Annotated in this window: 10 protein-coding genes and 1 riboswitch; of the genes, 6 read left to right on the top strand and 4 right to left on the bottom strand. The window is 52.6% G+C overall.

Annotation, left to right across the window (positions count from 1 at the left end; translation table 11 throughout):
* Window positions 1-451 precede the first annotated feature (451 nt).
* The 4 genes from QQ91_RS15345 to QQ91_RS15360 are packed head-to-tail and all read left to right on the top strand — an operon-like array spanning window position 452 to window position 3,626.
* Complete coding sequence (locus QQ91_RS15345) at window positions 452-1,765, top strand: DUF7305 domain-containing protein (protein WP_166275889.1); 1,314 nt, start codon at window positions 452-454, stop codon at window positions 1,763-1,765.
* A gap of 4 nt (window positions 1,766-1,769) precedes the next feature.
* Window positions 1,770-2,498 carry a PilV family protein gene (locus QQ91_RS15350; protein WP_166275891.1) on the top strand — a complete coding sequence of 243 codons (729 nt, stop codon included), beginning with the start codon at window positions 1,770-1,772 and terminating at the stop codon, window positions 2,496-2,498.
* Window positions 2,476-2,991: a pilus assembly FimT family protein gene (locus QQ91_RS15355; protein WP_166275893.1), complete on the top strand. Its 516-nt coding sequence runs from the start codon at window positions 2,476-2,478 to the stop codon at window positions 2,989-2,991. Before QQ91_RS15350 ends, QQ91_RS15355 begins: the two co-directional genes overlap by 23 nt.
* Window positions 2,988-3,626, top strand: coding sequence for a hypothetical protein (locus QQ91_RS15360; protein WP_166275895.1), 639 nt, complete (start codon window positions 2,988-2,990; stop codon window positions 3,624-3,626). The genes QQ91_RS15355 and QQ91_RS15360 overlap by 4 nt, the downstream gene beginning before the upstream one ends.
* Before the next feature lie 54 nt (window positions 3,627-3,680).
* Here the strand turns inward: QQ91_RS15360 and QQ91_RS15365 are convergent, their stop codons facing one another.
* Window positions 3,681-4,559 carry a S1 RNA-binding domain-containing protein gene (locus QQ91_RS15365; RefSeq protein ID WP_166275897.1) on the bottom strand — a complete coding sequence of 293 codons (879 nt, stop codon included), beginning with the start codon at window positions 4,557-4,559 and terminating at the stop codon, window positions 3,681-3,683.
* Window positions 4,560-4,850: 291 nt separating this feature from the next.
* Between QQ91_RS15365 and QQ91_RS15370 the strand changes: the two genes are divergently transcribed.
* Window positions 4,851-6,962 (top strand): M3 family metallopeptidase, encoded by a 2,112-nt coding sequence (locus QQ91_RS15370; protein WP_166275899.1) that lies wholly within the window; start codon window positions 4,851-4,853, stop codon window positions 6,960-6,962.
* Window positions 6,963-7,080: 118 nt separating this feature from the next.
* Here the strand turns inward: QQ91_RS15370 and uvrA are convergent, their stop codons facing one another.
* Complete coding sequence (gene uvrA, locus QQ91_RS15375; protein ID WP_166275901.1) at window positions 7,081-10,047, bottom strand: excinuclease ABC subunit UvrA; 2,967 nt, start codon at window positions 10,045-10,047, stop codon at window positions 7,081-7,083.
* A 183-nt stretch (window positions 10,048-10,230) separates the two neighbouring features.
* Window positions 10,231-10,671: a glutamine synthetase inactivation factor IF7A gene (gene gifA / locus QQ91_RS15380; RefSeq protein WP_166275903.1), complete on the bottom strand. Its 441-nt coding sequence runs from the start codon at window positions 10,669-10,671 to the stop codon at window positions 10,231-10,233.
* A 43-nt stretch (window positions 10,672-10,714) separates the two neighbouring features.
* Window positions 10,715-10,794: riboswitch (Glutamine riboswitch) on the bottom strand.
* Window positions 10,795-10,979: 185 nt separating this feature from the next.
* On the opposite strand from gifA, the gene QQ91_RS15385 reads away from it, so the two are divergent.
* Window positions 10,980-12,206 carry a M20 metallopeptidase family protein gene (locus QQ91_RS15385; protein WP_166275905.1) on the top strand — a complete coding sequence of 409 codons (1,227 nt, stop codon included), beginning with the start codon at window positions 10,980-10,982 and terminating at the stop codon, window positions 12,204-12,206.
* Between the two features lie 53 nt (window positions 12,207-12,259).
* Here QQ91_RS15385 and QQ91_RS15390 read toward each other — a convergent pair whose 3' ends face one another.
* Window positions 12,260-13,498, bottom strand: coding sequence for a response regulator (locus tag QQ91_RS15390; RefSeq protein WP_166275907.1), 1,239 nt, complete (start codon window positions 13,496-13,498; stop codon window positions 12,260-12,262).
* Window positions 13,499-13,915: the final 417 nt, after the last annotated feature.

Raw genomic sequence — 13,915 nt, forward strand, 5'->3', positions numbered from 1 at the left:
AGCTACACATCTACCCATTTAAGCGCGACGGGCCAAGATACAGGAGGGCCGGAGTGGGTTCGCTCACCCACTAGAGACAAGAAACCCAAAGCGCAAGGCCCCAAATCGGACAGAGTATGGCGCCACACTCTGTAGGGCTTCGGACATGGGCAGTAAACTTTTAAAGGATCCTCGGCAAAGGGGGAAACGATATATTCATTCCGCACGAAAAAATCCGTACGAGTACGGAGTTGGTTTATTGTTTGACAGGGAATGATCAATAAAGGAGACGTTAAAGCTAATCTTAAAAATTTTAAGAATGCTATGAGGTTTCAATAATTTTATCTAAAAAAACAATTGGCTTTACTCACTCCCATTAGAGCCCTAAGTTACGACTATGCTCCCAGATTTCCCCAATGTAATGAAGAGCGTGAAACCAATAAATCAATCTCATTCAGGGTTTGTCCTGCCCGTGACAATTGGATTTGGGTTGATGGTGCTGCTGGTGGGAATCACCCTTGTCTTCAGCTCAAATAAGGATAGAACTTCAGCCTCTTTCCAGCGTCAAACCTATGATTCCTTATCCCTTGCTGAGGGAGGAATTGCGCGTTCTTTATCGCTTCTCAATGGTAATTATCAGGCCCTGCTGCGTCTCTCATACGATCCCATTAACCCAGCCACAAACAAAACCTACCTGGGACCTAACGGGATTTCTGGAGATGGCGATGAAGAGTCTACCGCAGTAGATGAATGGTCAGTGCAGTCTAATTTACCGCCCTGCTTTAATCCCACTGCTTTTACAACAACCTTACTCAGCGGAGCCATTGGTGCCAGTGCAACCCATAATTATGATCTGCTGGCCTATCGGTATAACAGCGCGTCAGCAACTGGCACACTTCTGGTTCGGGGTCGAAACACCGAGAACAAAGCGGTCACTCTGCTGCAACAAACCTTACAGATTGAAGATCGGCTGAGTTCGAAACCGGAAAATTTTCCAGGGCTTTTGGCAAAAGATATTGACCTAGGAAATAATGATATTCTGGGCGCGGTGGCCGGCAATGTGATCTGCACGAATACTGCAAATTGTTCAGTCCCCATTAACTCAAGCAATTGTGTCTCGAATGCACCAACCCAGGCTGCGCTCCGAAATGCCATCGGCGCAGGGGCCAACGGAACTGTGCAGGGGCAAATTGTGGTTCGGGACTTGAATTGGCCAGTCTTACCCATAGCTCCTGCAGATCCAGCCTCAGATCCAAATGCTGAAGCGATTGGATCTATCACAAGTACGAGAACGCTTTCGCCCCCCACGGACAGTACAGATCCCTATATCTATGTTGTCACGAACATTAATTTGAGTGGCTCTCAGAGTTTAACGATTAACACCTCCCATCGACCCGTATATCTGTTTGTTTCAGGAAATATCACGCTGTCCGGCAATGCCTCCTTTCAGCACAGCAATTCTCCCGAGCGATTTCGAATCTATGGCAATCCCGCCGATAACAACGAGAGCAACGATCAGCAGTTTGTGCTGAACGGCGGGGCGTCTGCTGCCCACGTGTTTATTTATGCCCCCGACGCAGATGCAGGGATTAACGGAGGAAGCAGCAATCCAGACATCTATGGAGCAGTCTGGGTAAAAACCTGGGGATTAATTGGTTCAAATTCGAATAATGCCGAAATATCGGTTCCAAACAACATGCCGCAGCTCCTAGGTAATCCCTTTTCCACCATTGTGGTCGGGAACCAAACGACTAACTCTAAGCGTTGGGAACGACGGTCTCAATAAAATCATGCAGAATCGGATTGAGGATTATTTAGAGAAGCGAAGCAGTTTTGAAGAGCCGCAAGCTGGCTTTGGATTAATTGAATCCATTGTGTCCATCCTGTTAATTTCGCTCTTTATGTTGGTGGGTCTCCAGTTAGCAGTGACGTCAACCGTGATGAAAACCAGAGCCCAAAGACTCTCTGAGGCTAAAAATTGGGTGCAGGAAAATCTAGAACGCGATCGACAACGGTCCTCTGATTTAAGCCAGGTTTCCTACACAATGTCTACTTTATCCACTAATGCAACCAGCGGATCAAACACCTTAACTGTGGCTTCCGCGGCAGGTTTTCAGGTTGGAGACGCGCTCATGGTGGGGAATGATTCAGTGAATAATGTGATATCTACCATTTCTGGAAACACAATTACCCTTAGCTCTACCTTAGGAACGGCGCAGAATCCGGGTTCATCCGTGGAGGCCCGCTGCCGTTCCGACAGCATGACCGGTGGATTTGCACAATATTTGCGTAGCAAACTCTTGCCGGTGTTATCCGAGTCTAATAACAGCGGCACCCCCAATGTAGGAACACGGACCGTTGGAGGCGAAATCCATAGCATCCGCCGCAGCACCGCAGTGCGCAATGTCAATCCCTACGCAGTCTTAGAAATTAACTATCAAGTGACGGATGCATCTGGAAACACAGTCGCGAGTTTTGATACAGAGGTGGTACCCCGTGCGTATTTTCAATGCTCCTAGACAGACGGGTTTCACGGTCATTGAGATTTTGATCACGGTGGTTGTGCTGGGCGTGATTGCTTCCCTGTCCAGTGTGAGCTTGCTGAGCTGGTATAGCAACAAAAAGCTAGAAGATTCTCTATTAAAAGTTCAGGTGTCGCTTCAAGAGGCTCAGCAATCCGCGGCCAGCCAGGGCCGAACCTGTGAATTGACCCTAGCGGCAACCGCAAACCCACCGACGATATCCGCTTCCCCCTCCAGTTGCCTGATGGAGGGACAGATCGAGTTAACCGGGATTAATCTCCGCCATTCGGGGGGCTTAAACAAGCTGAATTTTAACTACCAGGGAGAAACGGGCCGTTTTACCCCTGAAACCCTTGTTTTATCGTCTTCCGATGCTTCTAAACAGTATTGTCTGGTCATAGATGGACCGCTGGGACTTATGCGCACGGGTCTTTATGCCGAAAACGATCCCACAGGGACCACTCCTAGCAATTGCAAAACAGCACCATGAAACAAACCCGCGAGCCCAGTATCCTTTTAATTCAGGGAGTCTCCTTACCCGAACTGTTGGTGGGTCTGGTATTGGCAGGTTTCGTGCTATCGCTATCCGCGATGACTCTGATTAACTTGGGGTCCGTAAGTACCAGTTCTAGAACCCAAAGTGAACGACGGGTACATCTGAATCGAGCCCTGGACTATATCTCTAATGACGTCAGAGAAGCCCGAGCTGTGCAGTTAACAAAACCGAGCAGTTGGGTGGATCCTTCGGGGTATGAAGCGGTATTTTTCCTGGATAAGCCCTACAAGGTTTTAGATTCATCCGATGAAGATCCAGCGAATGATAAAGATAATGTCGTTGGATACTATGTGAAGACTCCCTCAGTCTCGGAAGGTTGGCGAACGGACAAGGTGATCTACCGGGTCTATCATAATGGGTCTCAATACGTTGTTTCCCCTTTGGTTGATGGCATTACCAACGCTGTCCCCCCCAGCTGCACAGGGGGAGGGACGGTGGCAGGCAACGCCGGACTTCGCGTCAACCTTGAAAGTGCTGCGACCCAAATTCAAATTTGTCTTCAGGGTAAAACGACGGCTGACAAACTACCCTACGTTGTCTCCTCACGGGTTTCTGTCCGCAATTTTTAGGCGGAAAGGGCAATCGGTGTCGTCTATCCCAACCGTCTGCAACTCCCCCCGCACCTAGGCTGATGTCCTCTCGCCCAGTTTTTCCAGATAGTTCTCCAGGCGAGCTTCTGCGTCCTCAAACACCGCAGCTGTGCTATCTAGGATCTCACCGGGGCGCTTTTCCAAAATCTTGGTGGAAAGCGAAATTCTGCCGCGCTGCGGATCGAGATCCACAATTACGGTTTTGATCGTATCTCCCCGCTGAAAGACGCTCTCCAGGGAAGAGACATATTTATTGCTCACCTGCTGAATATGCAGCAGCCCGGTAATGCCATCTAGATCCACAAATACCCCAAAGGGCTTTAGATCACGGACTGTTCCCGAAACCAGCTCGTGAATCTGGAACTCCTGAATGCGATTGGATTGTGTCGCCTGTCGGTGGGAAAACACCAGCTTCTGACGATCGGGATCTACTTCAATGGGCAAGACGCTGAGGGACTGACCCACCAACGCGTCTAAATCACCCCGATCCACCAGGTGCGATCGCGGGATAAACCCCCGCAACCCCTGGTAGTCCACCGTCACGCCTCCCTTATTGGTGCCGGTCACCTTGACCTGAACCGATTCCTTATCCTCTAGCCCTAGGCCCAGCCGCTCCCAGAGTGCCTGAATTTCCAGACGCTTCACCGAGAGGACGACTTGACCATCCATATTCGGTTCCTTGATGATGAGGAATTCCCGTTCCTGTTCAAGCGGCAGGACAGTTTCCGGTGAGACGCCATCAGGAATGTACAGCTCTCGTAGCGGAAGAAAGGCCGCAGCCTTGCCGCCAATATCCACATAAAAGCCTTCATTATCCAGGGAAAACGGCTTACCCGAAACTTTAGTGCCAACTTCAAAATTAAAATCTTGCCCCTCTATCGCGCGGGCAAAATCATCAACGGAAAAGGTCAAGTGAAGGACTCCTAAAACACAATCAATACGCGACTCCGCTCCACAAGTCCCCCTGCAGGGGAGTCGTTCATCAATCAAGAACAGAACCATATTAGCGCTGTCTGAGGGGATGCCGTCTAGTTGTAAAGGAATATTCAAGGTGCGGCCAAGGGCAGCCCTTGTCCAGGAGGAACTGGCGCCCAGCAGCGGGGGGAGGAAATTGCGACAGACCGAATCTCCAGGAATCCTCTTAAAATGAAGACTGACATTTTTGCATCTACCATCTCGGTGCATTCTGCGAGAGAAACTGCCATGAGCCCATTTGAGTCTTCTAGTTCTTTGTCTGAAAATCCGCTCCTGATAGGCCAGGGACTGCCACCCTTTGATCGGATTCAGGCTGAGCATGTGGCGCCTGCGGTCACGGCGCTCCTCCAAACCCTGGGCGAGCAGTTTTCTGACCTAGAAGCCCAGGTAACCGCCACCTGGGACGGGCTGGTGGAGCCCCTGGAAGCCATCGAGGAAAAGCTGAGCTGGACCTGGGGCATTGTGGGGCATCTCATGGGGGTCAAAAACAGTCCTGAGTTGCGAAGTGCCTATGAATCGGTTCAACCTCAGGTGATTGAATTTATCAATCGCCTGAACCAGAGTCGTCCCATTTACGAAGCGTTTAAGACCCTGCGCAAGAGCCAGGAATGGGGGGGGTTGGCCCCGGCGCAACAGCGCATCGTGGAAACTTCGCTGCGCAATGCAGAACTCTCGGGGGTTGGCCTGGAGGGGCAGGCCCGCGATCGCTTTAATGCAATCCAGATGGAGCTCGCGAATCTGAGCACCCAGTTTTCAAACAACACCCTTGATGCCACCCAGTCGTTCAAGCTCTTGCTGAGGGACCCGTCAGAGGTTGCGGGCTTACCGGAAAGTGCCCTAAGCCTGGCCGCCCAGATGGCCCGTGCAGAGGGTCACGAGGCTGCCACCGCCGAGACAGGCCCCTGGCTAATTACCCTGGACTTTCCCAGCTTTGGCCCTTTTATGCAGCATGCCCAGCGGCGTGACCTGCGGGAAAAACTGTATCGGGCCTACATCAGTCGCGCAGCCAGCGGCGAGTATGACAACTCCCAAATCCTGGAGCGAATCTTAGCGCTGCGTCAGGAGGAGGCCAAATTACTGGGCTATGAAACCTTTGCAGAAGTTAGCCTGGCTAGCAAAATGGCGGAGGATGTGGCGACCATTGAGGCACTTTTAGAGGAGTTGCGCAAGGTCAGCTATCCCGCCGCCCAGTCCGAATATGAACAGCTTCAATCCTTTGCCCAAGCAACCCAGGGAGAGGACTTTGTGGACCTGAGGCATTGGGACATTAGCTACTGGTCTGAACGCCTGCGCGAAGAAAAATATGAGCTAACGGACGAAATGCTGCGTCCCTATTTTTCCTTACCCAAGGTGCTAGATGGACTGTTTGCCCTTGTGCATCGTCTATTCGGCGTGAACATTGTTGCTGCGGACGGAGAGGCCCCGGTCTGGCATCCGGACGTGCGCTATTTTCAAGTTAATAATGCAGAGGGAGAGGCCGTCGCCCACTTCTATTTAGATCCCTACAGTCGGCCAGCGGAAAAGCGGGGCGGAGCCTGGATGGACGATTGTTTAGGCAGAGCCTTGAAAAAACAGGGCGATCGCACCTACATGCAGTTGCCGGTTGCCTACCTGGTCTGCAATCAGACGCCACCGGTGGATGAAAAACCCAGTTTAATGACCTTCCAGGAAGTGGAAACTCTGTTCCACGAGTTTGGCCATGGCCTGCAGCACATGCTGACCCAAGTAGACTTTGCGGGTGCGGCTGGCATCAATAATGTGGAGTGGGACGCCGTGGAGCTGCCTAGCCAGTTTATGGAGAACTGGTGCTACGACCGCGTGACTCTCTTGGGCATGGCCCAGCATTATCAAACGGGAGAATCACTCCCAGAGGAATATTATCAAAAGCTGCTTGCGGCTCGCACCTACATGAGCGGTTCAGCCATGCTGCGTCAGCTCCACTTTGCGCTGGTGGATCTAGAGCTCCATCATCGCTATCAACCTGGATCTGGCCAGAGCGCCAACGATATTCGCAATCAAATTGCGGAAACCACCACGGTGCTCAAGCCCTTACCCGACGACTCCTTCCTCTGTGCCTTTGGTCACATTTTTGCGGGAGGCTATGCAGCCGGCTATTACAGCTATAAATGGGCTGAGGTGTTGAGTGCAGACGCGTTTGCTGCCTTTGAAGAGGTGGGGCTGAATAATGAGGAGGCCATCCAGACCATCGGACGGCGCTTTATGGACACAGTTCTCGGCCTAGGGGGTAGCTTACACCCCATGGAAGTGTTTAAGGCCTTCCGCGATCGCGAGCCCCAAACCGAAGCCTTACTCCGCCATAGCGGGTTACTTGCAGCCTAGGGTCAGGCCGGTCGGCACAGGCGCAGATCAGCAGCTGATCCCAATACCGGGGCCGGCTGCAGTCCTCCGGTACAACCCTCCCTTGTGCCACCCCCCAAGGTGGCGGCGCAATCTCCCCCTAAGACACCGACTTCGCCTTGGCACTCCGGCGCTTCGGAACCTTGGCCTTGACCGTCTTATGATCCGCAGCCAGCGCCTCCTTCAAGAAAATCCCCGTATAGGAAGATTTCACCTGGGCGATCGCCTCCGGTGTTCCCGTGGCAAGGATCTCGCCCCCGCGATCGCCCCCCTCTGGCCCTAAATCAATCACCCAGTCCGCACTGCGAATCACGTCCAGGTTATGCTCAATCACCAGCACCGAGTTCCCCTTATCCACCAGACGCTGCAACACATCTAGAAGCCGATGCACATCGTAAAAGGAAAGACCTGTGGTGGGTTCATCGATGAGATAGAGGGTTTTCCCCGTGGAGCGCCGCGCCAGTTCCGTCGCCAGCTTTAAGCGCTGCGCCTCTCCCCCTGAAAGCGTCGGGGCCTTTTGGCCGAGCTTAATGTAGCCCAGCCCCACGTCCGAGAGGGTCTGCATCCGGCTCACTATCTGCGGAATGTTCTCAAAAAACTCCAGCGCCTCATCCACCGTCATGTTTAAAACCTCGGCAATGGTCTTTTCCTTATACTTCACCTGCAGCGTTTCCCGGTTATAGCGCGCCCCCCGGCAAACATCGCACTGCACATACACATCCGGCAGAAAGTTCATCTCAATGACATTCACGCCCTGACCACCGCAGGCTTCACAGCGTCCGCCCTTGACATTAAAGCTAAAGCGCCCCGGCTTGTAGCCCCGAGCCTTGGCTTCAATCGTCTCGCTAAACACGGATCGAATCACATCAAACACCCCCGTATAGGTGGCCGGATTGGATCGCGGCGTCCGCCCAATGGGAGATTGATCAATCACAATGCACTTATCCAGGGCCTTCAATCCCCTCAGCTCACCTAGCTGCGCCGGAAAGGGCACCTTCTGCCCGAAGTGATGCTGCAGCGCCGGATAGAGCAGCTCATTCATCAGCGTCGATTTCCCCGACCCTGACACTCCGGTCATGCACACCAGCATTCCCAGGGGCACTTCGACGTGAATCGCCTTGAGATTATTCCGGTGGGCATTCTTTAGATGCAGCGATCGCCCGTTTCCCTTTCGCCGCTCGGTGGGCGTCTCAATGCGACAGCGCCCCGACAGATAGGCACCAGTTAGGGAGTCTGAAGCCTTTAAGAGAGACTCCAAGGTTCCCTCCGCCACAATGCGGCCGCCCTGCACCCCCGCCCTTGGACCAATATCCACCAGATGATCCGCCGATCGAATCGTATCCTCATCATGCTCAACCACAATCAGCGTGTTGCCCAAATCCCGCAGGGTTGTCAAGGTCTGCAGCAAACGATGATTATCTCGCTGGTGCAGACCAATGCTCGGCTCATCCAGCACATACAGCACCCCTGTCAGACCGGCTCCAATCTGGGTCGCCAGCCTGATCCGCTGCGCTTCCCCACCCGACAAGGTCATCGCCGCCCGATCCAGGGTCAGATAGTCCAGCCCCACATCCAGCAAAAACTTAAGTCTGGCCTTAATTTCCTTGAGCACCAACTCCGCAATCTGCGCCTGCCGGGGACTAAGGCGCATTTGCTCCACCCGATCCAAACAGACCCCAATGGAGGTTTCCGTCAGGTCCGTGATCCGAAACTGGCCTACACGCACCGCCAGAGACTCCGGCTTTAAGCGCTTGCCCCCACATTCCTCGCAGGGGCGTTCCACCAGATATTTTTCCAGCTTTTGCTTGTACAGTTCCGAGGAGGTTTCGCGATAATGGCGATCTAGGGTGGGAATGACCCCCTCATAGCGCTTCATATAGCTCTTCGATCCCCCGTAACGCGAATCTACCTCCATGGAGATTTTGTCTGGGCTCCCGTGCAAAATCACCTGCTGCTGATCCGGGGAAAGCCGATTCCAGGGCGTCTGAATTTCAAACCCGTAGGCTTGGCCCACACTATACAGCAGCGAAAAATAGTAGGTGTTGTCCTTTTCAGACCAGGGAGCGATAGCCGCATACAACGGCAGGGATGGATCCGGCACCAGTAGATGCTCATCGAAACATTGCAGATGTCCCAACCCATGACAGTCTGGGCAGGCGCCGTAGGGGGAGTTAAAGGAAAATAACCGGGGGGATAGCTCCTCCATCACCGCTCCATGTTCGGGACAGGCAAACTTTTCCGAGAACACAATCAGGGTCTCTTCTAAACCCTCGGGCGGATCCACAATGTCCACCATCGCCAACCCTTCCGCATGGTGCAGACAGGTGGAGAGGGAATCCGCCACCCGTTCTTCAATTCCTGGCTTTTTCACCAGCCGATCCACCACAATTTCAATATCATGCTGGTGGGTTTTCTTGAGGTCAATGGCATCGGCAAGATCCCGCACTTCGCCGTTGATGCGAACTCTCACAAAGCCCTCGGAGGCCAAGCCCGACAGCAGCTTTTGATGGGTCCCCTTCTTACCCCGAACCACCGGCGCCAAAAGCTGGAACCGGGTGCGATCCGGCAGCTGCATCACTCGATCCACCATTTCATCAATGGATTGCGGACTAATGGCGCGATCGCACTTGGGACAGTGAGGTTCTCCGGCCCGTCCATAGAGCAGCCGCAGATAGTCATAGATTTCCGTGACGGTACCCACCGTAGAGCGGGGATTGTGGGAGGTGGACTTTTGATCGATGGAAATAGCCGGACTCAGCCCCTCAATGGTGTCCACATCCGGCTTATCCACCTGCCCCAAAAACTGCCGCGCGTAGGCACTGAGCGACTCCACATAGCGTCGCTGCCCCTCCGCAAAAATCGTGTCAAAGGCAAGGGAAGATTTCCCAGACCCCGATACCCCCGTAAACACAATGAGTCGATTGCGGGGAAGATCGAGATCAATATTCTTTAAATTGTGCTGCCGCGCTCCGCGCACCTTGATCACTGGATCTTGGACCGAGTCGCTGACCTCTTGACCTTGCTTTCTGGACGGAGAGACTTTGTTTCCAGGGGCAGAACGCGGCATGGGCAAAAACTTAAAATTGACTTAATAATTCTATCGTTCTGTCCCAGCAACCGTTGGATTCATCCAGCGCATTCCTGCCCTCAGGAGGCAGGGTTGTCCCGCACCCAATAAAAAAAAACAGCCTCTTGAGTTCAAGAGGCTGAAGCCTAGCCGTATATCAAGGGTGATTGATGTCGTTATCCCCTAGCTCATAGCGACATGGGAGCGGTCGTAACTCAACCAGTTCGCCGAGGAAATTTTGCCTTGGATAGGCGCCCAATATTTACTGGGGTCAGCATTCAGTCCTACTTCTGCAAAGGCACGGCCCAGAAGCGTTTGCTGACGCAGCTTCACATCTTTGTGATGCTTAACCAGTAAGCTACGGGCTAAATCATTCACAGAAACACCAGTGGTCTGCACGGGGGCAGGCTGGACATGGGACCGTTCGGCCACGGGAGCGGGGGTTCCCGTGCGGTAGGAAACGCCACGATACTTTAGATCTAGGGTGGGTTGGAGCACCGGCACCCGCTTCGGGTTCCGAAAGCGCCATTCTAGACCCCGGTATTTTCCCTGAATTTTTGAGGGTTCCATTTCGACCACTGGGGGATTGTAGTCGTAGGTAACGCCACGGTAGGTAAGTTTCATATTCACAGCCTCCAATCAATTAGTGAATTATGGTTCGATTAAAGGCGCGTTCCTTCAGGTGTGATCCTTACTTCCGTCCCCCGTACCAAGTCGGCTAGGTAAATCTAACAGGGGATGAACGATTTATTTTCTGTATAAAATGTAACAGTTTTTGGAAATAACTGTCAATTTTCTAAAGACGTAAATGCCGAACCTCCAGGGATCACAAATCTAACGTCCGATGGGGGCAAGCTCTCTCAGAAAGTGTCACAATTTATGAATTCCAGGATTTCGCTGTCCTCAAAGGCGAGCGGTATTGTTTCAAAGCGATGATCTCTTCTCCTCCAGTCTTCTCCGATCAGCAACTGCCAAACGTCAGGCCAGCCATTCAGGCACTTCAGCCCAGTTTGGTGCAATGGCGGCGACGGCTACATCAATATCCAGAACTCGGCTTCAAGGAAGCTTTGACCTCGGAATTCATTGGGCAACAGCTCACAACCTGGGAGATTGAGCATCAAACTGGAATTGCCCAGACTGGAATTTTGGCCACCATTAGGGGCACCTTACCGAACCGAGCCCCCAAAATCCTGGCGATTCGTGCCGATATGGATGCCTTACCCATTCAGGAAGAAAACCAGGTGGTCTATCGATCGCGTCACGATGGGGTAATGCATGCCTGCGGTCACGACGGCCACACGGCGATCGCCCTAGGCTTGGCCTATTATCTCAGTTGTCATCGGGACACCTTTAGTGGCACCGTGAAGATCATTTTTCAACCGGCTGAAGAAGGTCCCGGCGGCGCCAAACCCATGATTGAAGCGGGGGTTCTCAAAAATCCAGACGTGGATGCCATCCTCGGTCTCCACGTTTGGAACAATCTCCCCCTAGGTACCGTGGGCGTGCGCAGTGGCCCCTTAATGGCAGCCGTCGAGCTATTTGAGTGCCATATCCAGGGCAAAGGGGGGCACGGAGCCATGCCCCATCAAACCACAGACGCCATTGTAGTCACAGCCGCCATCATTAATGCGCTGCAATCAGTGGTTTCACGCAATGTTAACCCCCTGGATGCAGCGGTGTTGACCGTTGGGCAGTGTCATGCCGGATCGGCCAAAAATGTGATTGCCGATACCGCCTTTTTTTCCGGCACTGTGCGCTACTTTAACCCGGAACTCAAAACCTTCCTTGCCCAACGGATGCGAGAGATTATCCAGGGGATTTGCCACAGTTACGGGGCCAGCTTTGACCTGAACTACCACCATCTTTATCCCCCTGTGATCAATGATGCCACCATGGCGCAAATGGTTCAGGCCGTGGCCACAAGGGTTATTGAACCCCCTGCCAACGTTGTTCCCCATTGTCAAACCATGGGCGGAGAAGATATGTCCTACTTTCTCCAGGAAGTCCCAGGATGCTACTTTTTTCTCGGGTCAGCAAATCGGGATCTCCATCTGGACTATCCCCATCACCATCCCCGCTTCGATTTTGACGAGTCAGTGCTTAGCGTCGGGGTTGAGATCTTTGCCCGGTGCATTGAGCGATTTTGCGCTAAAGCTTAACAAAAACGGCACCCAAACAAGAAAACGACACCGAACAGAACGAAGGGCCAGCCCTAGAGGGAGCGGCGGTCCTTGCGGGGACGCTCAACCCATTGGTTCACGCAATTAATCAGATCCTGGGGCCGAATCGGGCTACTCAAAAAGGCATTCGCCCCGGCTAGCCGAACTCGCGTCTGGCCAAACAACTCCCGCTCCCGCAGCATAAAAATAATCGGCATGGACTTGAGGGATTCACTGCTGCGCATCCGACGGCAAATTTCAAACCCGTTGGCCTGGGACAGTTGGGAATCTAAAATGGTGAGGGCTGGTTTTGCCTTGGAGAGAACATTCAGCGCTTGATGAGGATTACTCAGGGCTAAAACATCAAATCCAGACCGTTCCAGGGTGCGCTCTGTCAGCTTTTGAATCAATGCGCTCTCGTTGATGCTGGCCACTAGGGGCCGCTGTGCCTCCGGCGCTTTTTGGAATGGCCTGACGCCCACAGCCCCGGCCTTAATCAGCGGATGGATGGTGACAGCCAGTTCCTGAGCATCAAACTGAAGGTGAGCTGCCAACTGGTAGAGGCTAAAGTTTTTCCCCAAGCCCAAATTCAACTTGGAAAGCCTTGGATAGCGAGCGTGGGCATAGCTAATTAGCTGGAAGAGCTTGTCCCAATTTTGAATATAGAGACGTTGAAATGGCGACTTAATCTCGCGACGCATGCCGCGCCACTGACTAATCCAAGGCTCAATGGGATTCACAAGGGAAGAAAAGGAGTCAGATTTAATCACCGGCGGAAAGTAGCTCTCGGCATGATAAACAATTTGACAGCGACGGAGGGCAAAAATTTGGACTAGCGCCTCTTGGGTAGAAAAGGCCAGCGCCTTTTGGAGCATAGAAGCGGGCCAACCTGCTTGAGTCCAAATCTGACAAAGTAACGCATAGCTAGAGGAGAGGCTTCCACCGGCCGGCCACTGCCAGCTAGCCTCTTCCAGATTCAGCCGACTGATCACATAGCTGAGGCGATCGCGCAGGCCCATGGTACTCTCAGCAAACACAATCTTTCCCTGATCCAGGTGAATGCGCCATTCCACCGAAGGATCATCGGGATCTCGCATGGTCAGACTTCCGGACCGGTGCTCCGCCAGCAGTTTCAGTAAAACCACATTGGGAGTTCCCACCACACACAAATGACCTGGCGTCCAACCAGACAGAGCCTGGGACGGCATTGTGCAAGGCTCTAGCTGATGCAGCTGCCCATCCGCAGCAACCTCCTTTGCCAGGTGAAATTGAGCGTCGCTTGTTTTCTTCATAAAAGAAATCACGGGGATGGCAAATGAATACTGTTACAAAATAGCGAGAATAGCCGTCTAAGTCGGGAGCGTGACAATTAAGATTTAGTCAGCGAATAAACATCCGGAGGATTCCCAAGGAAGCAGCCCCGTCAGCGCATTAAATTTTTATTAAGCCTGTGCCTGCATTTGTCACAAATTATAAACCTAAGGGTTCTTTGCATAAAGTTACATTCAATACCGACTCCAGGACGCTACGCCCCTCAACTATTCAACGGAAGGGCGATGGAGACCTTCCGGGTTGAACTATCGGGTCAGGGTTTCTTAATATTTTTTTAATCTGTATAGGCCGGGTGTCGCCTCTTCCTAATTTTTTTTAAAGGAAGTTTTTAAGCATTGTCACAGGAGAGCAAGGAACTCAAAATTCTAACGGTAAAT

The sequence above is a fragment of the Lyngbya confervoides BDU141951 genome (assembly GCF_000817775.3).
Classification (GTDB): Bacteria; Cyanobacteriota; Cyanobacteriia; order Thermosynechococcales; family Thermosynechococcaceae; genus Lyngbya; species Lyngbya confervoides.

Coding starts and splice junctions, on each gene's coding strand:
- QQ91_RS15360 (WP_166275895.1), top strand. CDS start 2,988: ATGAAACAAACCCGCGAGCCCAGTATCCTTTTAATTCAGGGAGTCTCC.
- QQ91_RS15390 (WP_166275907.1), bottom strand. CDS start 13,498: ATGAAGAAAACAAGCGACGCTCAATTTCACCTGGCAAAGGAGGTTGCT.
- gifA (WP_166275903.1), bottom strand. CDS start 10,671: ATGAAACTTACCTACCGTGGCGTTACCTACGACTACAATCCCCCAGTG.
- QQ91_RS15350 (WP_166275891.1), top strand. CDS start 1,770: ATGCAGAATCGGATTGAGGATTATTTAGAGAAGCGAAGCAGTTTTGAA.
- QQ91_RS15385 (WP_166275905.1), top strand. CDS start 10,980: ATGATCTCTTCTCCTCCAGTCTTCTCCGATCAGCAACTGCCAAACGTC.
- QQ91_RS15370 (WP_166275899.1), top strand. CDS start 4,851: ATGAGCCCATTTGAGTCTTCTAGTTCTTTGTCTGAAAATCCGCTCCTG.
- uvrA (WP_166275901.1), bottom strand. CDS start 10,047: ATGCCGCGTTCTGCCCCTGGAAACAAAGTCTCTCCGTCCAGAAAGCAA.